The sequence below is a fragment of the Bacillus solitudinis genome (assembly GCF_002797395.1).
In the GTDB taxonomy this organism is placed as follows: domain Bacteria; phylum Bacillota; class Bacilli; order Bacillales; family Bacillaceae_D; genus Halalkalibacter_A; species Halalkalibacter_A solitudinis.
The window spans coordinates 4,345,201-4,367,964 of record NZ_KZ454943.1 but is presented as its reverse complement, the minus strand read 5'-3'; the positions used below and the strand labels follow the sequence as shown (position 1 = coordinate 4,367,964).

The 22,764-nt window shown below is 36.5% G+C and carries 17 protein-coding genes and 1 riboswitch; of the genes, 6 read left to right on the top strand and 11 right to left on the bottom strand.

Annotated elements, in window-relative coordinates; all coding sequences use genetic code 11:
* Positions 1-89: 89 nt before the first annotated feature.
* Complete coding sequence (locus CEF19_RS21400; protein ID WP_100407923.1) at positions 90-464, bottom strand: group-specific protein; 375 nt, start codon at positions 462-464, stop codon at positions 90-92.
* A gap of 272 nt (positions 465-736) precedes the next feature.
* On the opposite strand from CEF19_RS21400, the gene CEF19_RS21395 reads away from it, so the two are divergent.
* Positions 737-1,774 carry an AbrB family transcriptional regulator gene (locus CEF19_RS21395; protein ID WP_227522053.1) on the top strand — a complete coding sequence of 346 codons (1,038 nt, stop codon included), beginning with the start codon at positions 737-739 and terminating at the stop codon, positions 1,772-1,774.
* 70 nt (positions 1,775-1,844) lie between these two features.
* Entirely contained in the window at positions 1,845-2,852 is a 1,008-nt protein-coding gene (locus CEF19_RS21390; RefSeq protein ID WP_100407921.1) for an LLM class flavin-dependent oxidoreductase, read from the top strand.
* 13 nt (positions 2,853-2,865) lie between these two features.
* Here CEF19_RS21390 and CEF19_RS21385 read toward each other — a convergent pair whose 3' ends face one another.
* From CEF19_RS21385 to CEF19_RS21375, 3 genes are all read right to left on the bottom strand, one after another.
* Complete coding sequence (locus tag CEF19_RS21385) at positions 2,866-4,050, bottom strand: MFS transporter (RefSeq protein WP_100407920.1); 1,185 nt, start codon at positions 4,048-4,050, stop codon at positions 2,866-2,868.
* Between the two features lie 116 nt (positions 4,051-4,166).
* Positions 4,167-7,451 carry an EAL domain-containing protein gene (locus tag CEF19_RS21380; RefSeq protein WP_100407919.1) on the bottom strand — a complete coding sequence of 1,095 codons (3,285 nt, stop codon included), beginning with the start codon at positions 7,449-7,451 and terminating at the stop codon, positions 4,167-4,169.
* A gap of 62 nt (positions 7,452-7,513) precedes the next feature.
* A riboswitch (cyclic di-GMP riboswitch) is annotated at positions 7,514-7,595 on the bottom strand.
* A gap of 116 nt (positions 7,596-7,711) precedes the next feature.
* Positions 7,712-8,875, bottom strand: a complete 1,164-nt coding sequence (locus CEF19_RS21375) for an iron-containing alcohol dehydrogenase (RefSeq protein WP_100407918.1) — start codon at positions 8,873-8,875, stop codon at positions 7,712-7,714.
* Between the two features lie 187 nt (positions 8,876-9,062).
* On the opposite strand from CEF19_RS21375, the gene CEF19_RS21370 reads away from it, so the two are divergent.
* Positions 9,063-9,683 carry a trimeric intracellular cation channel family protein gene (locus CEF19_RS21370; protein WP_100407917.1) on the top strand — a complete coding sequence of 207 codons (621 nt, stop codon included), beginning with the start codon at positions 9,063-9,065 and terminating at the stop codon, positions 9,681-9,683.
* A 94-nt stretch (positions 9,684-9,777) separates the two neighbouring features.
* Here CEF19_RS21370 and CEF19_RS21365 read toward each other — a convergent pair whose 3' ends face one another.
* Positions 9,778-11,223 carry a DEAD/DEAH box helicase gene (locus tag CEF19_RS21365; RefSeq protein ID WP_100407916.1) on the bottom strand — a complete coding sequence of 482 codons (1,446 nt, stop codon included), beginning with the start codon at positions 11,221-11,223 and terminating at the stop codon, positions 9,778-9,780.
* 115 nt (positions 11,224-11,338) lie between these two features.
* Positions 11,339-11,791 (bottom strand): GDYXXLXY domain-containing protein, encoded by a 453-nt coding sequence (locus CEF19_RS21360; protein WP_100407915.1) that lies wholly within the window; start codon positions 11,789-11,791, stop codon positions 11,339-11,341.
* Positions 11,792-11,995: 204 nt separating this feature from the next.
* Here CEF19_RS21360 and ilvD point away from each other — a divergent pair, with 204 nt between their 5' ends.
* A complete protein-coding gene (gene ilvD, locus CEF19_RS21355) occupies positions 11,996-13,687 on the top strand; it encodes a dihydroxy-acid dehydratase (protein WP_100407914.1) in 1,692 nt (563 codons plus the stop codon).
* 150 nt (positions 13,688-13,837) lie between these two features.
* On the opposite strand, the gene CEF19_RS21350 is transcribed toward ilvD, so the two are convergent.
* On the bottom strand, positions 13,838-14,446 hold the full coding sequence (locus tag CEF19_RS21350; RefSeq protein ID WP_100407913.1) for a class I SAM-dependent methyltransferase: 609 nt from the start codon (positions 14,444-14,446) through the stop codon (positions 13,838-13,840).
* A 207-nt stretch (positions 14,447-14,653) separates the two neighbouring features.
* Between CEF19_RS21350 and CEF19_RS21345 the strand changes: the two genes are divergently transcribed.
* Positions 14,654-15,292, top strand: coding sequence for a YesL family protein (locus tag CEF19_RS21345; RefSeq protein WP_100407912.1), 639 nt, complete (start codon positions 14,654-14,656; stop codon positions 15,290-15,292).
* Positions 15,293-15,380: 88 nt separating this feature from the next.
* Here CEF19_RS21345 and CEF19_RS21340 read toward each other — a convergent pair whose 3' ends face one another.
* The 3 genes from CEF19_RS21340 to CEF19_RS21330 all read right to left on the bottom strand — a co-directional run bounded on the left by CEF19_RS21340 (position 15,381) and on the right by CEF19_RS21330 (position 18,967).
* On the bottom strand, positions 15,381-16,280 hold the full coding sequence (locus CEF19_RS21340) for a carbohydrate ABC transporter permease (RefSeq protein WP_100407911.1): 900 nt from the start codon (positions 16,278-16,280) through the stop codon (positions 15,381-15,383).
* A gap of 40 nt (positions 16,281-16,320) precedes the next feature.
* Positions 16,321-17,178, bottom strand: coding sequence for an ABC transporter permease (locus tag CEF19_RS21335; protein WP_227522123.1), 858 nt, complete (start codon positions 17,176-17,178; stop codon positions 16,321-16,323).
* Positions 17,179-17,359: 181 nt separating this feature from the next.
* A complete protein-coding gene (locus tag CEF19_RS21330; RefSeq protein WP_100407909.1) occupies positions 17,360-18,967 on the bottom strand; it encodes an extracellular solute-binding protein in 1,608 nt (535 codons plus the stop codon).
* Positions 18,968-19,425: 458 nt separating this feature from the next.
* Between CEF19_RS21330 and CEF19_RS21325 the strand changes: the two genes are divergently transcribed.
* A complete protein-coding gene (locus CEF19_RS21325) occupies positions 19,426-20,334 on the top strand; it encodes an AraC family transcriptional regulator (RefSeq protein WP_100407908.1) in 909 nt (302 codons plus the stop codon).
* Between the two features lie 120 nt (positions 20,335-20,454).
* On the opposite strand, the gene CEF19_RS21320 is transcribed toward CEF19_RS21325, so the two are convergent.
* Positions 20,455-22,740: a glycoside hydrolase family 127 protein gene (locus CEF19_RS21320; RefSeq protein WP_100407907.1), complete on the bottom strand. Its 2,286-nt coding sequence runs from the start codon at positions 22,738-22,740 to the stop codon at positions 20,455-20,457.
* Positions 22,741-22,764: the final 24 nt, after the last annotated feature.

The following is a 22,764-nucleotide window of genomic DNA, read 5'->3' as shown; positions in this document are numbered from 1 at the left end:
CATTATAGCACTTCTCGGAAATTTAACAAAAACAATTAACAGACAGAAAGATTTGTTCCCTTTAATTCACAAGATTCAAAATGTTTCGTTTAAATTTCTTCATTTACTTTTATATCGTGGCTTGCTTTTGTTTGCTTTTTCGTAACCGGATGATATTTAATTTGAAACAGCTTATTCGTTAATTCAGTAAACCACTCAAAATCTCGCGTAGAAAGTGATATATCAATAAAATTCAATAATTCTTCTTCCCTTAACTTAGATGGCAATGTAAGTTTCACGGTTCGGTACATTGAAATGGAGGCTATTTCACCCACCATTTTTTTATTATCTGAAGCAATGACTCTAGAGTGAATTGTCTGGCGCCGTTTATCAATATTCTCAACATACCCGTGCACCAACTTATCTTGATCTGTCATTCCTTTAATCCAATCACCAATTTTAATTTCCTTATTTGTCGAGTACATTTAATCACCAACCTTGTGAAAAGAATTCCTCTTCAATTATTTTTGAAAATGTTACAGTTAAGTTATAGGAGTTTCAAATGGATACTTTCTTAATTATCTTTTACCCTGTTTGAAATATCATTAATCCTTTAGTTGAACTATTAGAGATTCTTTGAGTTTTCAATTTCAATTTAATTTAGCATTAAACCCCCAGCTAGTTCATTATCGTTGCAAGACATGTATTAAAATGTAAATCTTAAGTAGACATGATTTACTTAAAAAGGAGTCTTTCTATGAAACTTCGAATAGCTGAGACATTACTCGTTGGTTGTATTGGTGGTTTGGTTTTTAGTGTTTTAAATTTACCTTTGCCGTGGATGTTAGGTCCGATGGCCTTTGTAATGATATGGCAAGGGCTGACAAAGAGGGCATCTCATTGGCCAGATAAATTTAAAAATAGTGGACTGATTGTTCTAGGTATTTATTTTGGCTTATATTTCACAACGGGAACATTTCTAACACTTTCATCTTATCTTATTCCTTTTTTACTTGTTACATTTTTAATGATTTTATCAAGTGTTTTTATAAGTATATTGGTCACAAAATGGATTAACGTCGATCCTGTTACAAGTGTATTTGGTTCTATACCAGGCGGATTAACCGAAATGGTTATTGCAAGTGAGGCTCTTCATGCGAAGTCTTCCTATGTTGTTATATTTCAAACAATACGACTTATCACTGTTCTTTTTTCAATTCCAGCAATTATGCTCTTTTTCTTTAGTTCTCCTGCTGAAACTAGTTATACAACTACGCCCATCACAGCTACTCGTTCGAGTTATCTATGGTTTGTCCTACCACTTCTCGCTGGCTTATTCATTCGAAACCGAGTGCCAGCGGGCTATGTTATCGGTCCACTTGCCGTAACTGCCTTATTACAGATGAATCTTTCTTTAGCGAGCGTACCAGAGTCCTTATTGGTGATTGGGCAACTTTGTGTCGGAATCGCCCTTGGGAAAAACATTTCATTTTCCGATATGAAGGCTGGTGGGAAATACGGTTTTATCTACTTCTGTATCTCCGTTATTCTCATTTCCCTTTCCTTTTTGTTTGGTTTTTTACTTGCTCAATTTACGTCCTTGTCTCTTGCAACGGCAATGCTTAGCGTTGCACCAGGAGGCTTAATCGAGATGGTGTTAACTGCGTCCATTGTAGGAGCAGACCCAGCCGTTGTTAGTGCGCTACAATTGTCTCGTATTCTCGTAATATTACTCGTCGTTCCCCCTTGTTTAACTTGGTATTTCAGGAAAAAGGATCGGGGGTATGCTGCATAATCAAATCTCTACTCTCAAAACTAGTATAAGAAATGGAGAGACAAATCTTAAAAAGAAAGAGGATGAACAGATGTCTATTGAAAAAGGTTTACGAAATGTAAAAAAATCGGTTCTAGATTTAGCGCCAATTATTGAAGGAAGTACGCCAACTGATTCGTTTAAAAACAGTCTTGACTTAGCACAACATGCAGAAAAATGGGGATATAACCGCTATTGGTTTGCTGAACATCATAATATGCCAGGAATTGCCAGCTCGGCAACCTCGATAATTATCGGTCATATTGCTGCTGGAACATCCACCATTCGAGTTGGTTCCGGAGGTATTATGCTTCCAAATCATGCACCTCTTGTCATTGCCGAACAATTTGGTACCCTTGAATCTCTATTCCCAGGGCGGATTGATCTTGGTCTAGGGCGAGCTCCTGGGACGGATCACCGTACAGCCTTCGCTTTAAGACGAGATCGTCGAAGTGATAGCCATAATTTCCCTGAACAATTAGCAGAGTTACGTGCCTACTTTAATCCCTCTCTTAATGATGAGCCAGTTTATGTACGGTCAATCCCTGGAGAAGGATTATCTATTCCGATTTGGCTTCTCGGGTCGAGTGGATTTAGTGCGCAACTTGCCGCCCAGCTTGGTCTACCCTTTGCGTTTGCCAATCATTTCGCCCCAGAAAACACGATGAAAGCATTAGAACTTTACTATGCAAACTTCAATCCTTCTGAAGTTCTTGAAAAGCCTTATGCTATTGCGGCAGTTAATGTTATAGCAGCGGATACAGACAATGAAGCTCAATGGCTCTCTACATCCATGCAACAGCAATTTTTGAATTTAGTTCGAAACAATCCTTCACCACTTAAGCCTCCAGTGGACAGTATGGATGACGTGTGGAGCTCGTCAGAAAAAATTGCTTTGCAAAGTAAATTAACTTCAGCGATGGTTGGAAGTCCAGATACAGTAAAAACGGAACTAGAAGCATTTTTAAAGAAAACAAACGTTGACGAGATAATTATAAATGGTCAAATCTATGACCATAAAGCCCGTTTACGCTCCTTTGAAATCGTAAGCGAACTATAATCCCTCTCCTTTCCTAAGAGTGATTTTTGGTGGTAGGAGCTGAAGGACCTCGGTCCTGGCTCTCCCTTCTAATCAAGGTTAAGCCTATTAAGAGCGCACCAATCATACTTAGCATACCTGCAAATTGATACGTCGCTTGTGGAGAAACAAATTCCATAAACCAGCCCCCACCCGCATTTCCAATTAATCCTCCAAGTCCTATCGTTGCAGCAATAAACAGCATCTGTCCTGTTGCAACAAACTCACGTGGAATTAGTTGGGTCACATAATGAAATACTGCAACAAAAAATAGCGGAAAGGTTACGCCTTGCATCAGCTGTAAAAAGGTCAAAACTTCTGGCTGGTCCCAAAAGCCATAGAGAAACCATCTTACTGAGAATAAACAAGAAGCGACCAGCATTAATACTAGCTCGGAGTAACGTTTTAGTAAGACTCCTGTTAACGAAAATAACGGAACAGACGAAAAGGTTGCTAGCATCCAAGACAATCCAATTTGTTGTTCGTTTGCTCCTAAATCAGCTAAATAAATGGTAAACAAACTATCATTCATTTTGTGGGGAGTAAAGATAATCATGCTAACGAGAAGTATCGATATATATTGTTTATTTCTAAGCAAGGTTTTTATAGAATGTAAAGAAAGTCGTGGTTTTGAAGCATCACGTTTCTCGCGTCCACTTTCACGAACAAAAAATACCAAGGGTATCGCAGCAATCATAATGGCAGCATATATCCAACCAAGATAATTAATCCCCACGCCCCCAATTAGTATTCCTAAAAAAAGCGCTGAAGTTCCGACACCAATCGAACCAAATGCACGCATAAGTCCATAATTCTTGTTATTCTTCAGAGCAAATTGCATCGCCATACTATCAGTCAACGGTCCACACGACGTCATAAAAAACATAAATAGTGTAAAAAGTAATACTAAGGAAAGATATGTATGAACTGAAAATAGGAAGAAACTTGATAATAAAGCACAGACCATTACAAGTAGAAGTACAAATCTCGTCGATTGAACCTTATCACTTGCGTAGCCCCAAATTGGCTGACCAAAAACTGCGATAACCGAACCCATCGCCATAATAAAACCTATCTCATCCTTCGTAAGTCCTTGCGCTTGTAGATATAGCGGAACAAACATAAAAATCGCAGCAAACGATGAATATAAAACAAAATAAAACATGGAAAATCGAACCATTTTAGACCCCCTTACACTGTAAGACAAATACCGCACACTTGAAATTTTGATTTTAACAAAAATAAAGAGTCGTCCCAAAAGGTTGTTTTACCTTTTGAGACAACCCAGATCTTGAGCTATATCACTTGTACATAAAATGGTAAACGAATCGTTACTGATGTTCCTTTATGCTCTTGACTCTCTATCTTCATTTTCCCATGATGTTTGCGGACAATCCTGTAGCAAAGCATTAAACCTAACCCCGTCCCTTTTTCCTTATTACTATAAAATGGTTCTCCGAGTCTTCGCATGCGCTCCGGACTAATACCAATCCCATTATCACTAATTTCAATCACCAAGTACTTCCCTTCTTTGTAAAGTTTGAAGGCAATAATTCCTCCTGAAGGTAAGGCATCAATGCTATTTTTCACTATATTTATCAACACTTGTTTTATTTGATTTTGGTCACACATTATGGCAGGTAATTCATTGTCAATTGACTGAACAAACTGAACATTTCTCAGATGTGCTTCCGATTCTAACAACGTTTCTACTTCACCTAATAACTGAGTCATAAACACTTCGTTAAGTTTTATCTCTTGTGGTTTAGCAAGAGATAGAAATTCCTTAATTATACTTTCCACGCGCGTAAATTCCGGCAAAATAATATCAAAATACTCATCCTTAACTTGACCTTGTTGAATTAATTGAATAAACCCTTTAATTGAGGTAATTGGATTTCTGATTTCGTGTGCAACACCTGCAGCAAGTTCCCCAACTAACGACAGTTTCTCCGTTTGCCACAATCGTTCCTCGGACGCTCGTTTTTCAGTAATATCTCGTCCAACCACCATAACATGCTTTACCTTTCCGTTATCTGCTATCACAGGTGTACCAACACATTCTATCAATCTTTCCTCTCCAGACGAATGAATGAAACGGAATTCAATTTCAGCTGATTCTTGGTTTTCAATGATGTGTTGGAATTGGTCTTCAACATGGCTAATATCTTCAGTATGAATTCGCTGCAAAATACTTATTTTTTCAGTGTTTGTTTTAGGCAATCCTAAAACAGACCCGTAGGAAGGAGAAACATAGACACTATTCCCAAGCGTATCAAAAAGAATAATAATATCTGTCATGTTTTCAGCAATCAAACGGTACTTGATTTCACTTTCAATCAAAGCTTTTTCAGTTTTTTTACGATCGGTAATGTCAACACAAGACCCTATCACTTCTACAACCTCACCACCGCGTTTTATCGGACGAAGTGCTATAACAAAACAAATCCCATTAATTTCACCCTCATATGTAACGTTCTCGGCCCCATCCCATGCCTGTTGATAATAAATTAATTTTTCTTCAAATAAGTCCACAGAAAGGCTTTCATGTAATTCCTTTCCAACCACATCCTCTTGTACAAAACCTAAACGATACATTAGCTCACCATCACAAAGTGTATGGATAAATCGCTCGTTTACTTTTTTAAATTTAAAGATCATTCCTTGTTGGAGACGGACCGTTTGATTTAGTTCATTTTTGGCTTGTTGCAAAAGTTTTTCGACCCAGATTTGTTCATTATCATCTTGAGAAATTCCATTTTCTGCAACAACCTTTTGAACCTCTTCAATTTGCTCTAACAACTTTGTGCCGGGTAGTGGTTTACTAAAAAAGAAGCCCTGCCCCTCCACACATAAATGTTGTTGTAAAAATCTAAGTTGCTCCTTAGTCTCAATACCCTCAGCTACTACACTTAAACGAAAGTGATGGGCGAGTGAAATAATCGATTTTACTAACGCCTCGTCATTTGGATTGCGAGCAAGTCCGTTTACGAAGGATTGGTCAATTTTTAACGAATCAACAGGAAGTTGTTTTAAATCATTTAATGAACTATTCCCTTTTCCAAAGTCATCAATACTAATCAGTATTCCTAATTGTTTAAGCTTTTGCAAAATGGAAATGGTCCGCTCTTTATCACCGGTCATGCTTTCGGAAATTTCAATTTCTAAATAATGAGGTTCTAGCTTTGTATCTTCAAGGACATTTGAAATCATTTGTACTAAATCCTCTTCAACAAACTGATGTGGGGAAATATTAACGGAGACAACTGTATAAAATCCCTCTTGCTGCCACGCTTTATTTTGCTGACAAGCCTCTCTTAACGCCCATTCTCCAATGGAAATAATTAAACCTGTCTCTTCAGCCATTGGAATAAAATCATTTGGCAAAACCTGACCAAATTGAAATGAATCCCAACGAATTAATGCTTCTACCCCGACAAGGTTCCCTGTAACTAAGTTAACTTTAGGCTGATAGTGCAAAACTAATTCTTGCCGTTCTAATGCTTGATGGAGGTCCATTTCCATTTTGAATGGGTTCATTTTTAAATTATGGTCAACTGATGAATAAAAAGAAAAATTCCTTTTCCCAGCTTTTTTTGTTTGATACATCGCAAACTCAGCATGCTTGATTAAAGCTTCCATCGACTCACCATCTTCAGGAAACAAACTGATTCCTATACTCGGCGTGGTAAATAAACTATAATGTTCGATGAAAATAGGCTTGGAAAATATATTTACTATTCGATTAGCAACATTAGTCGCAATTGTCCTATCTGAATTCTTTAACAGAATAATAAATTCATCTCCACTTTGTCTAGCTAGAACATCGATGTGTTTAATGATTGATTTTAAACGTTTTGTGACCTCTAATAATAATAGATCCCCAACGTTATGACCAAGGGTATCGTTAATTCCTTTAAAGCGGTCAAGATCGATAAATAATGCAGACATCTGTTGGTGATTTTCTTTCATCTCGCGAAGTTCATTTGAAAATTTTGTCATAAGCATCGATTGATTTGGTAACCCTGTGAGTGGATCATAGAATGCTAGCTTCTCTAGAGCACGCTCTGTTTCAACAAGTTTTGTAATATTTTCGCAAATACCGAATATTCCGATAATATTTTCATCGTCAAAACTCGGAACTAACGTTAGGTTAACATGGACAAGGTTTCCATCTTTATGTACGATATCGGTTCGGAAGTTTTGAGGTTCTCCTTGCTTTACTTTTTCTAAAAAAACTTTCACCGTTTCCTGTTGATTTGATATGACTAATTCAATAACATATTCAAACTTAGAAAGTTCTTCTTCGGTAAAACCTGTTAAAGTAAGACAATTTTGATTAAAACTCGTCACATGACCATTAGAATCTAGTGAAAATACACTGTGTGGGTTATGCTCAAACAAGGAATAAAATTGTTTCTCTAGCTCCTTATGATGACTCCGGTTAGTTTTTTTATAAATCATTGACCGGTTTGATTTATTGGTCTCCCCAATCACTTCTGTTTTCATTAAATCACCATCTTTACAATGATATAATCCTTTTTTAGAACATGGAAAATTCAGCCAATTTGATTCAATCAAGTAATTTTACCTCATTTACATAAAAAAAGAAACCTTATATGCCAAAGGTTTCTTTTAGAACATTCGGCAACCCGGCGGCCGTGTCATAGATTTAGGCCCGTAGCTTTGCGTCACTCCCTTTCGAAAGTTTTGCCAATATAATTCTTGATTTCAATTGCAATATATATATATTACCTTATTTTCATCTAAATGTTTACCTATATTTAATTAATAATTTAATATAAAGCCTCGCACACATACTGTAGTGGAGGCGCTACTTCTTATTTAGCTAACTTATAAATTTCGAAAACATCAGATTTCTTTAATTTAATAAAATTTCCTAAAGGACTTCTTTCTGTCGCTTTTCTAGCCATTTCCTCGAAATGCGTTTCATCAATATTTGCTTCAGATAACGTTATAGGCATCCCAATTGATTGGAAGAACTGTTCTGTTTTCTTAATTCCTTCAAGGGCTGTTTTTTCTAAATGATTCAAATCAATTTCCACATCCCAAACTCGGTTCGCAAATTGTACAAATCGATTAACATCATGTTTATAAACATATTTCATCCATGCGGGAAAAATAATCGCTAGACCAGCACCATGAGTAATATCATATATACCACTTATTTCATGTTCAATATCATGGCTCCCCCAATCCCCAATTCTTCCTGTTCCTAATAGATCGTTATGAGCAAGGGTACCAGCCCACATAATTTCTGCTCTCGCTTCATAGTTCGTCGGGTCTGAAATGACTGTATGAGCATTTTTAATGATTGTTTTTAAAGTTGCCTCACATAGGCGATCGGTAAGGTCAACATTTTTTTCATTAGTGAAATATCGTTCCAATATATGAGCAATCATATCAGTTATTCCGCAAGCTGTTTGATACACTGGCAATGTGTATGTAAGCACTGGATTTAAAATTGCGAACATAGGTCTCATTAATTCGTGTCCTACGGCTCGTTTATATAAACCATCTTCATTCGTGATGACCGTTCCTCCGCTACTTTCACTACCTGCAGCAGGTATTGTTAAAATTACACCGATTGGTAAACAATCCGTAACGGGGCTTTTTCCTTCAAAGAAGTCCCACACATCCCCTTCATAATGAACCCCTGCAGCAATTGCCTTTGCTGAATCGATTACACTACCTCCGCCAACAGCAAGAATAAATTCAACGTTATGTTGCTTACAAAGGGCCACCCCTTCCCTAACAAGACTTACACGCGGATTGGGCTTAACCCCACCTAACTCTATAATTTCAATTCCTTGGTTATGTAATGAATCAACGACTCTTTCATATAGACCACTTTCTTTAATACTTCCTCCACCATAATGCAGAAGGATTTTACTTCCATACTGAACGGATTCTTCTCCAACTAACTGCTCAGTTTCTTGACCAAAAATGATTTTTGTCGCATTTTGAAATACAAAGTTTTGCATTCTATCGCCTCCTTTACATATAATAGGTTCTTCTTTTATTTAAAGCAAACGTTTACACTTTGCTGAAACATAAATATTATTAAATTTTCCTGTTAGTTTAGTAGAAGTAAATTGATTTTGTGCTATTTTCCTATATAATAATTGTAGAAGATCTAACATCTAGGTAAACATAAAGGTTGGTGTCGACTTGGTTTGGGACGTATTAAATATAATTGGAACGATTGCATTCGGTTTGAGCGGAGCAATGGTTGCTCTTGATAAAGAATGTGATTATGACTTACTTGGCGTGTACGCATTAGGCTTTTGCTGTGCTTTCGGCGGAGGAGCTATTCGAAATTTACTAATTGGAGTTCCTGTTTCCGCACTCTGGGAGCAAGGGACATTATTTTTTATTGCATTCATTGCGATTACTCTATTATTCTTATTTCCACAACCATTAATGAAACATTGGAATCGTTGGGGGAATTCATTTGACGCGATGGGATTGGCTGCGTTTGCTATTCAAGGCGCACTCTATGCGAAGGAAATGGGTCATCCAATCAGTGCGATTATCGTAGCAGCAGTTTTAACTGGTACCGGTGGTGGTGTAATACGAGACCTACTTGCTAGAAGGCAGCCACTAATTTTCACGAGTGAAATCTATGCAATGTGGGCGATGCTCGCTGGTCTATTAATTGGATTTAATGTATTTAAGAACGGGATTGAATTATACCTATTATTTACAATAATCGTCGTGTTAAGGCTCGTATCCTTGCATTATCAATGGAAATTACCAAAAACGAAACTTAATCGAGCACAAGCTTTATAGTTCTCTCTTCCACCCTTTACGTTTCTTTAAATTTAAAACAACTCAACCGAGATTAGACAACCGGTTGAGCTGTTTTTATTTATAGGATCAAAGTTTACTTCTTCGCTTTATGAACCTTTAATTGCTTTCCCTTTATTGTCGTATTCTTCATAGCATTTAAAACAAGTGGACCTTTTCCATTTAAAATATCTACATAGGAGACATTTTCCTGAATTGTAATAATGCCAATATCATCAGCACTGAGTCCTTCTATTTTGGTAATTGTCCCCACAAAGTCAACTGCTCTAATCTTCTTTTTCTTTCCCCCATTAAAATAGAGCTTCATAATATCTTGATTTAACTGATCACTTTTATCTTTTTTTATAATTGGACTAGCGTTTAGTTTTTGTTCAAACGAATGTCTTGCACTTCCTACTTCTGCTCTAGAAGGTCGAGAAAGTTTAAGTAATTGAAAGCCAATATAGTCCTCTATGTCTGCAAGATACCTTTTCTCGTTCGGTGTTATGAATGTAAGGGCTTTTCCAGTTTTGCCGGCCCTTCCCGTTCTCCCAGTTCGATGGACATAACTCTCTTTTTCAAGTGGTATGTCGTAATTAATGACGTGTGTAACACTATCAATATCAATTCCTCTTGCGGCGACATCCGTCGCGATTAAATAGCTGAATTCCCCTCTTTTGAAATCATCCATAACCGCAAACCGGTCTTCTTGAATAAGACCACCATGGATTTTATCACACGGATAATTATCTCGAGTTAATTGTCTCGACAAGAAGTCGACTTGTTCTTGTGTTCTACAAAAAATGATGCAACTATCAGGGTTTTCAACCGTTGTTACATCTTTCAAAAGAGAGTATTTTTCCTTTTCATCTATCTCCAAAAGATAGTGTTCGATTTTATCTGTAGTAAGACCTGATGCCTTCCTTTCGATATGCTCCGGATTCTTCATGTACTTCTTACTAAGGTTATTGATATCTTCGGGTAATGTTGCCGAAAACAACATCGTTACTCTGTCACTAGGAAGTTCCTGTATAATCGCTTCTACCTGCTCAATAAATCCCATATTTAGCATTTCATCGGCTTCATCAATAATTAGAAAATTTAAGCGTTCAACGACAAGGGTCCCTTTTTGAATATGATCAAGAACTCTACCCGGCGTACCAACGACAACATGGGATTTTTGTTTTAATTCATTTTTTTGTGTATTGAACGGTTGTTTTCCATAAATAGCTGTTGCTTTAATTCGTTTGAACCGACCGATATTCGTAATGTCTTCTTTTACTTGTGCCGCAAGTTCGCGCGTTGGTGTTAAAATTAACGCTTGTGGCTTATTTTCTTCCCAATCAACCATCTCACAAATTGGGATGCCAAACGAAGCTGTTTTTCCACTCCCCGTTTGTGATTTTACAATTAAATCTTTCTTTAATAATGCAACTGGAATGACTTCTGCTTGAACATCAGTTGGATGTTTATAGTTTAATTTGTGCAATGCCTTTAGTATTTCTTCGCTTAATTGATAATCTTGATAAGTTTTCTGTACCATATAATGACCTCATTTTTATTTAAATATCATTTCTATTATGTAACCAAGAGTCCTTCCTATGCATTATACCCTCTCTGTCCACGAAACATCTTGGCTTCCATAATTAAATAAATCTTTATTCAAGTTCAACTAATAAACTATTTCCCGTTGTGGCAACTCTAACATAAGCATGTGTCACATTCTGTTCCACATCGATACCTGTACCTTCTTCGACAAAATAGCTTTCGATTCCGTAAATAAAACTTCCCCATCCATTCGCCTTCGTATTAATGATAACATCTCGTTCTGACGGTTCATAAGGTATGTTCGGTTTTCCATTCTTAAAGTAAATACCCGCATACTCATAAACATCATCCACTAAGGGTCGCTTTTGTAACATCCAGCCAAATAAAAAAGAACATCCATAAAAACTCAATATCAGCAATGAAATTAACACTATTTTTGTTTCGCGATTAAATCCGCCCCAATTAGCAGCAAAAAAGTAGACAATCGCAGCAATGATAAGGGATAAACCAAGAATATAGGTATAATCAATGAGTCGATTTTTTTGCAATGTATAAATTTTCATATCCCACCAACTTTTTCTTCTATTATATAAGAACTAGAGATAAAAGTATCTATATTCAGTTAAACCTTCTTCCTGAATATGATTCTTTTCTTCTTTCACAAAATACTACGCAGATTAGAACACCTTTCTCCATCAGTTAAATAATTCTATGTTTAAAGATGAAATAAATAGGGAAGATATATTGTTAGTCTCTCTGAAAGGAGAATGAAAATGAGCGAAGAAAATGACTTAAGAATCCGAAGCATCGATATTAGTGAGGGGGAAAACCGCTCCCCCAACCGTGCCATGCTACGAGCTACAGGGTTTAAAGATGAAGATTTCAAGAAACCAATGATCGGTATTGCTAGTACATGGAGCGAGGTAACACCTTGCAACATCCATATTGATAAGTTAGCCATCAAAGCAAAAGAAGGCGCAAAAAAGGCCGAAGGTTCCCCAATTATCTTTAACACAATCACAGTGTCCGATGGTATTTCTATGGGGCATGAGGGCATGCGATATTCACTACCTAGTCGCGAGGTTATCGCTGATTCAATTGAAACCGTGATGGGTGCAGAGCGACTAGATGGATTAGTGGCAATTGGTGGCTGCGATAAGAATATGCCTGGCTGTATGATCGCAATTGGTCGCTTGAACGTTCCTGCAGTGTTTGTATATGGTGGGACAATTGCACCTGGTAAATCTAAAGAAGGGAAAGATATTGATATTGTGTCCGTTTTTGAAGCGGTTGGTCAGTACAGAGCTGGCACAATTGATAAGGAAGTCTTAAGAGATATTGAATGTCATGCTTGCCCAGGGGCGGGTTCATGCGGTGGAATGTATACAGCCAATACAATGGCCTCTGCCATCGAAGCAATGGGAATGAGTTTACCAGGAAGTGCATCCAACCCAGCTATAACCTCAGAAAAGCTAGATGATTGTCATGATTCTGGGGAAGCCGTTGTTGAACTGCTTCGTAAGGGAATTTATCCAAAAGATATTATGACTAAGAAAGCGTTTGAAAACGCGATTACCGTGGTTATGGCATTAGGAGGATCAACCAATGCGTTTCTTCACCTGCTTGCCATCGCCCACTCGGTTGATGTTGATTTAACGCTTGATGACTTTGAACGTATCCGTAAAAGGGTCCCTCATTTAGCTGATTTAAAACCAAGTGGACATTACGTGATGCATGACCTCCATTCAGTAGGAGGAGTGTCGGGAGTGATGAAACTTCTTCTTGAGAAAGAATTGCTTCATGGTGATTGTCTAACTGTTACTGGAAAAACTTTAGCGGAGAACTTATCCGAACAACCCCCTCTCAAAGAGGGACAAGTCATTATTCGACCATTCGATAATCCGATTCGGGAGTCAGGACCGCTTTTTGTCTTAAGAGGAAATTTAGCTCCTGAAGGTGGCATCGCAAAAATGTCGGGTCTCAAAATCAAAAAGATTACAGGCCCCGCAAAAGTGTTTGATTCTGAGCCAGAAGCAACAAAGGCTGTTTTGGATGATGAGATCCAAGCTGGGGATATTGTTGTTATTCGTTATTCGGGACCAAAAGGCGGGCCCGGAATGTCCGAGATGTTATCGATTACCGGAATTATCGTTGGCAAAGGCTTAGGGGAAAAAGTTGGCTTAATCACTGATGGTCGCTTTTCCGGAGGAACGCACGGATTAGTCGTCGGCCATGTTTCACCAGAGGCGCAAGTTGGTGGCCCGATTGCATTATTGAAAAATGACGATATGATTACCATCGACAGCGAGACTCAAGTACTTTCTGTTAATATTTCAGTAGAAGAAATGAGCAACCGTATGAAAGAATGGCATGAGCCACCTTTGCGTTATTCAAGAGGAGTTCTTAACAAATATGCAAGACTGGTTTCTTCTGCATCAAAAGGTGCTGTAACTGATTAATTAATTTAGAGGGTATTTTGAAGGAACTATGTTCCTTCAAAATACCCTCCTTTCATTGTTTTACTCTACATTTGCATGCCTACCGTGTATTGGAGTCTAGTCCGTAATTTGTCGAATCGTTCGTCACACATGAACCGTGACACCCTACATCTAATAAGCCAATCCATATATTAAAAATCGTTCATTGGAGTTACTGCTATATAAGTCTGGAATCACCACTTCCTTTTTTAACTCAAAAGAGGTATAACTGTCCAGAAAATAGACATAGTCTTCTGATGGATAGTACAAAACAATTTCTATATCGCGTTTTGATTTTTCTACAGAAAGCAATATGTTATTTACAATATTCATAAAGACTTGAATGGAAAAAGGATTAAAAAAGTAAAATCGATTGTCTAAAGGATCAATCGGATACTCTTCTGCTAAACAACAATGAAAGTGGATCTGATCTTTCTCTTTTTTTATTTTTCTCAAAAACCTGTTTCGGTTTTCAATTGATTCTTGAAAGAAGGATTTGTTCATCTCGATGCCTATTACCGTTGCATCAAATAAATAGTTAATATAGAAGTTTAATCGTCCTTTTCCGCAGCCGAAATCAACAATTCTATCTTTACTTTTCAGTTGATAATGGGCAAATAATTCTATTAGCGCACTATATGGTGTGGGCTCATAGCGATGGTAATGAGCAGACTTTTGAAATCCCTTCTTGCCAGCTCCGGTTTTTATGTTCAATAATGCATCATAAAACTGTTCTTTCATTACTTCCCTCCTACTCTTAGATAAGTATATCAAAGGGATGGGGTATTTCCAGAATTCCCTTAACGTCAAGAATCATTTAAACTAAAAATAAAGCGAATGCCTTTACTGTAGTTGAAAGCGTTTACAGGTTAGGTCTTTTAGTACTATAATAGGAAATAGTTAGTTAAGATAATCAGTATACTATGTTTCACTACGGGGGCTCATCATATGAAAAATCTGTCAGAATGGTATATTCGTTTAGGCGTGTGGGGACTCAACTTATTTCTATTAAATTTGTTCTGGTTTTTATTTTCGATAGTTGGTCTTTTTGTATTCGGAGTCTTTCCAGCAACGGTTGCCTTATTCACTGTTATGAGAACATTAGTTATGGAAAAAGAAGAAATACCTCTATTTAAATTGTTTTGGCGTACATATAAATCTGAGTTCTTAAACTCAAACCTTATCGGATATCTTATATCGCTATTTGGTTTTATTTTATACATAGATTTAAGAGTACTTCAACAACTAGATAATAGCCTCCTACATCTATCTTTGACGATCATGACATTCGTGATTATTTTTGTATATTTTCTTACTTTATTGTATCTATTCCCAGTACTCGTTCATTTCGATTTAAAGACATTTCAGTATTTTAAATATGCTTTAATCTTAGCTATAGGCAGACCTTTCCAAACCTTATTTATGATTGTTGCTTTGGCTATTCTTGCATTTTTCTTTATGCAAGTACCGGGATTAATTCCTGTCTTCGGTGTTAGCTTAATCAGTTTAACAATTATGAAAATATCTTCATTATCATTTATAAAAAAAGATATTACTAGTATCTCCTCTCCGAATTTGACGAGTTAAGTTTTGGTATGAGAAAACATGAGACGAATTAATAACCCATGCTGTTTTAACCAGCATGGGCTTCTAAGATGTTCAATTTCTAACGTTGTTAACCTTTTACCGAGCCAATCATAACTCCTTTTTCAAAATACTTCTGTATAAAAGGATAGACAATTAAAATTGGTAAGGTCGAAACGATAATCACTCCATATTTAATTTGGTCAGCATATCTTTGCGCATAGCCTCCCGATGCCCCGCCACTACCCGCACCTTCAGCAAACACTTGATTTGAGATAAGAATATCTCTTAAGACAATTTGTAGCGGTTGTAAACTATAGTCTCGAACATAAATTAAGCCAGTGAAGAAATTATTCCAGTGAAAGACTAAATAATATAAACCAATAACCGATATGACTGCCTTAGACAAAGGCATAACGATCTTCATAAAGAACCTAAAATGACTGCAACCGTCAATTGAAGCGGCCTCATACATTTCTCTAGGAATGGTATGTTCAAAAAACGTTCGCGTAATTATCAGATTAAAGACATTTACAGTTGCAGGATTAAGAATGAAAACCCACATGGTGTTAACCAAATTTAAATCTCTCATTAAAAGATAGGTGGGGATTAATCCTCCATTAAAAAACATTGTAAATATAAAGAAAAACATCAATAAACGTCTTGCTTTAAATTCATATCGTGAGAGAACATATGCAGCTGGTAATGTTAACAATAAGTTAACGAACGTTCCCCCAAAGGCATAAATCATTGTATTTCTGTAACCCGTCCATATTCTAGAATCTTGAAAGATTTCCTGGTAGCCAAATAGACTAAATCCTTTTGGAAATAATAGTACTTGGCCTGTGGAAACAAGGGTTGAATCACTGACAGATGCAATGATCACAAAGTACAAAGGATAAGCCACAATCAAGAAAATTAACGCACATGTTGTATAGACAAAAATATCAAACAGTTTATCTGATAATTTTTTATGCTTAAAAAGACTCATGATTTTTCCTCCTTGCAAGTTTGATAGACAGTGTCAAACACTACCACAAACTAATTTTTGACGTTCTTTTGGCAATGTAATTCACTAATATCAGCAAAGAAAAATTAATTAGTGTATTAAACAAACCAATCGCTGCAGCATAACTAAACTGATTAGACATGATTCCGATTTTATACACATAGGTTTCGATAACTTCAGAGATAGGAAGATTTAGTGGGTTTTGCATTAGATATATTTTCTCGAAGCCCGTACTAATAATTGAACCCATGTTCAGAATTAGTAAAATAACAATCGTAGGAATGATGGCTGGTATCTCTACATTTCTTATAATCTGCCATCTATTAGCTCCATCAATTTTAGCTGAATCATATAGTTGCGGATCAACGGCTGCAAGTGCTGCTAGATAAATAATGCTATTCCAGCCAACATGCTGCCAAACATCTGAAAGAACGTATACAGGTATAAAAGTTTGCGTTGAGGCTAATAGGTTTATATGCCCTAGCCCAATTGAATCCATTAAATGCCCAACAATCCCTGTGTTTGGCGATAATAAAACATTTAATAACCCTACTAGGACAACCATTGAAATAAAATGGGGTAAGTAAACCGTTGTCTGTAATACTCGCTTAGCACGCTTAAATTTAATTTGATTAATTAACAAGGCTAATATAATAGGAGCTGGAAAACCTACAATAATCGTTGTTAAGCTAATTAATAGTGTATTTCTCATTAAATTAGTAAACAGATGACTTTCAATAAATTGACTAAAGTATTTTAAACCCACCCATTCTCCACCAGTGATACCTGCAGTAAAGTCATATTCTCGGAAAGCTAATTGAATTCCATACATCGGTATGTAGTTAAATATAATGACACAAAGGATCGCTGGAAGTACCATCAACCACAACTGATAATCTCGCTTAAAAGTATTAGCAATTGTTGGCTTTTTTTTGACATGGACATTAGTCAGGTTTATTTCTTTTTTAGTTTGAGAGTTTATAAAGGCCATTAGTAGATTCTCCTTTATTTATGGAAAATGCTATACCGTCTAACATAGGTATAGCACCCCATAGCTTTAATTATTGAATCGCTTTTGCATATTCATCGTAGTACGATTGCATAATTTCAATATTTTTGTCGATTCCCATCGTTCTCAATTGTTCAACGTATTTGTCCCAGTCGGACTCTACTCCACCTTCAGTAATCCAATAAGAGTACTTAGACATCGCTAGATTCATCAAATCCGTGTTGATTAAACTCATCGTGTTATTATCCTCATCAGAATATTTTACAAACATTCCTGGATACACATCATTAACGGTATCGATTGAATCGAAAGCTTTCCTTAACGGTTCTGTTTGCTCACCAACCGATTGCATATCAGTTCCTAACTCTAAGTTTAGGGAATCTGCAATATACATCGGTCCGTTATCAGCCCAAGTTGATGTCCATTTCCATGTACCAGGATCCATTGATTCATCTGCAGGTGGTAGAACAGTATAAGTTCCATCCTCATTTTCAGAGATATTTGTCCCTAGCGACCCGAATAAAACTTGCATACTAACTTTCGGATCGTACAATTCATTAATAAATTTCATTGCTTCTTCTTTATGATTGGTTGCTGCAGACATTTGAACCATATTAATTCCATAGTTTAACTCGTTATAATCGTAACTCCATGAAACCTCTTCTGTTGAATTCGCAGATACTTTTATTTGTGGCATAGCTTCATATTGTGCTGAAAGCTCATTTCCTAATCTATCTGTTAACTCCCAGCCATACGTATAGCCAACTTTTGCATTTGAACCTTCTCCACGAGAAATCGATTGAAAACTTGTGTAATCCTGTGTAAACACTTCAGAATTAATTAATCCGTCTTTCCAGAGCTTATTTAAGAATTGAACGAGCTCTTTATAGCGGTCGTCTACTAAAAAGTTTTTCACGACACCATCCTCAACAAAATAACCCTGCCCACCTCCACCAGATATTGTTATTCCCGTGCTTCCTAGAAGAACTGTAGGCTGGAAAAATCCGAATCCAGTTGTTCCTGTTGGAGCAAAGTCCATGGGGATTTCATCACTTGGGTCACCATTACCATTGGCATCTTGTTCTTTAAACGCTTTCAAAACGACATACAGCTCATCCCAGTTTGACGGCATCTCTAACCCCAAATTATCCAACCATTCTTTATTAATAAATTGTCTAGTTGCTGTTTCTGGCCAAAACCTTTGATATTTAGGAAGTCCAAGAATTTGACCATCTAATTGGGTTGCAATAATTGCTGTTTCTGGTTTTTCTTCAAACATCGTTTTCACGTTCGGTGCATGTTCGTCAATTAGTTCAGATAAATCTTGAAATAAACCCGGAAATTTTGCGAAATCTGCATCTGTGATAACATTGGGTCCAACAATGATATCTGGAATGTCAGCACCAGCTAGCATAGCACCTTTTTTCTGATCCCAATCGGCAGAAACTTCTTCCCACTTAATTGATACACCGGCCTTTTTCTCCGCTTCTTGTAACCATTCCATTTCTGAAATGTTCTTTGTTAGCGGATGTTTCAGAATAATCCCGGTAAGAACAATACTGCCATCTTCTGCCACTTCATTACTTGAATCCTTGCTACAACCTACTAATGCAGTAACAAACAAACAAAGAACTAAACTAACAGCTACAATCCTTTTCATCTTTCATCCCCCTAGATTTTAAATACATATAAGTTAAAATGATCGTTGGAAGCCTATTAAACTCTTACAAAAATGCGCCCATTTGACTAGAGATATTATTCAGAAAAACAGTTTAAACAAATAATAGTTTTACTATTCCGAAAATAGGAGGCGCTTTCATTTCTACAAAAAATAGGATGTATTATTTTATTCAATTTATTGTTTTCTTTTCTTCATCACTCTCCTCTTCTTTTAAATTTTTATTGTTAGATTATGTTAATGGATTAATAATAACACTACCTACTTCTATTTGTCGGTAGTGAATGTTCAATAATAGGTAGATGAATCCGACTTAGTACAAGAATATAATCCTGCTTGTTTTCTAGTGATTTTCTTAATAAGATATAAGTACAAAAGTATTAATATATAAGAATATAAACTAAAAAGTTATTCCTAGAAAATAAGGGAGCTGAACATAAATGGAATATATAAAAACAGACGTAAGCAAACCTATCAATTTCATAAATGGTGGGCAATTTATTACGACCGATAATTCCTGGAGGCATATGAAAAGAAATCATCTAGATGATTTATTTGTCATTATAATTAATATAAACAATGTGTTATTTATTGAGCAAAATGGTATTGAATATGAAATAAATCCAGGAGATGTCTTTTTTCTATTACCGAAACAATTACATTTCGGATATAAAAATTCAAGTTTAGGGACTTCTTACTATTGGTTTCATTTCTACTTCCCGAATTCAACTGAAATTCTCGATACATATAAAATGGATCAAGAGGTCACAAATATTCGTTCAAATCATTATTCTCCTACAACTGAAACAAATTCATCTGTCCTACTACCTCTCCACTCAGCCCCCGAAAATGTGGACCGAATACGAATTCTTTGTAAACAATTATTAGATGTTTCTAAAGCAAGTTACTATAACAACTATTGTGTTAACTATTTGGCGACCTCCTTACTTATCGAAATCTCAGAACAAACAATTACAAACTTTAATACGTCACTTCACAAAACAAGCACCGAGAAAAAAATAGCCACCGTATTGGAATGGATCCGAATTCATGCATTGACTAATATAACAGTTAGCATGATTGCGGAACAATTCAGTTACAATAGTGACTATTTATCACGAATCTTCAAAAATAGCACCGGAATGAATCTCCAAGAATATATACATTCACTAAAAATATCAAAAGCGAAAGAATTATTAATTCGCACAAATGAAAGTATAAAGATGATCGCGTACACTGTCGGGATTAGTGATGAGAAGTATTTTATGAAACTCTTTAAAAAGTATGAAAAAATAACCCCGTCGGAGTTTAGAAAGGCTTATTATCGAATGCCAATGAACAATGAATAATCCTGTTATTTCCACAAATCTAACAGAAAAAAAACTACACAGAGGAATGGTTAGTTCCCTTGTGTAGTTTGGAAAGTATTTAACTATTGAGCCATTTGCCTAAAAATTATCATGATATGCTTATATTTCACTAGTAGATTTGATAATTCTAACACCAAAAACCCTTCCCGCGGCTTTTCCTTCAGTAGATGCAAATTTCACTTCTACTTTTTGCTTTCCTTTTGTTAACAACTCAGGAATCTCATAATCAATCGTGAAAATCGTGTCGGACTGTTTTTCAGCTTCAAGTTTTTGCTTAGCAATCACGGTTCCATCAACTAGAATATTAAATTCACGCTCATATTTTTTTCCGTGCGCAAAAAATGTGTGATCTCCCCCAAAATAAGTAACTTGAAGAAACATTTTTTTATGAGCTTCAACTGCCATTTCATAACTGAAATAGCCTTCATCACAGCTTTCTCGCCAACTCTTTTGTACGATATTCAAATAACCAGAGGTTGAATTTTCTTTTTTTATGCCATGCTCTACTTCTGGCTGTTGTTCATTTGGCTGAACTTCATCAACAGTTATTGCTCTTAGCCGTTCAAGTTCCTCTTGTTCTTTGTCGACAAATGTCTTATAGGTCTCTTCGTTCATCAGATTCCAATATAATGTATAACGTTGGTGATGCAATTCAAAAAATGGGATAAGCGATACTTTCACATTTCCGGGTTGTCCCACTGCTTCTGTTTCAAATTTCAAAGAGTTGCCTTCAATAGGTTTAATCCAGTGATTTAGCTTGTCTTTATCAGCTATAAGGCTTGGTACTTCGATTAATGGATGGTTGTTTAATTTTAGATGGTCACCTAAAATGTCTGTTTCTGGATAGCCTTGTCTTCCTAACGCTCCTGCCAAAACAACGGGACCGTACATGATACCTACTTTTTTAGGGTCATCCTTTGCTGTGTAGGTATGAAGTGCCATTGGAAGCTCAATATCAATTGTATCCCCGCCAGACCATTTGCGCTCAATTGTTAAATACCCATTTTCACAACTAGAAAATTCATTGTTGCCATTTACAATTGCTGTTACATTTCCTGCAGCCCAATAAGGAACTCGAATATGTATCTTTGAGATGTCCGTATTCTTTTCCCAAATAACAAGTCTCGTTTTGTTTGAACGAGGAAAATCTGTTTCTTGTTGTATTTTTACTTTTCCATCTTCGTTTAATAGTTTCGAAGCAATAAATAAATTCACATACAAATCCCCGTCATTCTCATAATAAATGTTTCTTGTATATCGAGCTGGATTTTCCATCCCTGTCCCCGTACAACACCAGAAAGAATTATCAGGTGAACAATATACCTTGAAATGACCGGGCTGTGTTGGTATAAAATAGGTTTTCATTCCGGAAACCGGATCCTGTGAAGCGAGAATATGATTATAAAGAGCTTTCTCGTAGTAGTCCATGTATTTTGCATGATGAGACCAATCAAATAGATGCTCAGTAAGCTTTAACATATTATAGGTATTGCATGTTTCTGTTGTTTGTATGCCAAGTTTTTCATTGTTTATCGGTCCAAAATGTTCATTGATGCTATTACCACCAATAATATAAGAGCGGTTGTTCGTTACTTCATTCCAAAAGAAAATAACCATTTCTTTATATTGTTCTTCTCCAGTAATTTCATAAAGTTTTGCAGCCCCAATTACTTTTGGAATTTGAGTATTGGCATGTTTACCCTCTAAGTCATCGACTCCTCTAGATAGTGGGGTAAGTATCGCTTTATGACAAAATCTAATCGCAAGCTTCAAATAATCCTCATTTTCCGTGATTAAATAAAGATCAGCCATTGCTTCATTCATCCCACCATGTTCGCAAATGAGCATTCGTTCAAATAACTCGTCATCAAGATTATCTGTGCCTTTTTTTGCCCAATCCGAAAGCTTTATTACAACCTCTAATGCCTTTTCATTTCGGGTAAGTGTATAGACGTCAATTAGCCCTGCATAAATCTTGTGGATACTGTACCAAGGAACCCATTGACCCGCCAGGCTAAAATGCTCAACGTCAAAAACCCCGCTAAAAGTCTGGTCAAAGCAGTCTCGAGGAAAGCCACTAACATATCCATCTTCATCATAGCTTTGGATATGAGCAAGCTCATCCACAGCATATTGTAATTTTTCCTTAAGCTCCTCTTCTTTTGTTACCGCATACATTTGAGCAACCGCTGAAAGCCAGTGCCCAATTGAATGCCCGCTAATTCCCGTTGATTCCCAGCCACCATACCGCGGCTTTTTGGGAGTTTGAGAAACAGCCTCATAACAAGGGGCAACTAGCCGATCAATGTCAAGGTAGTAAAGATATTCTTTTCCTTTTTTCTGTGAATCCTTAAAAATACCATTAAGTAATTTAACATTGTCCATTTTTTAATCTCCTTCAAAGTTGTA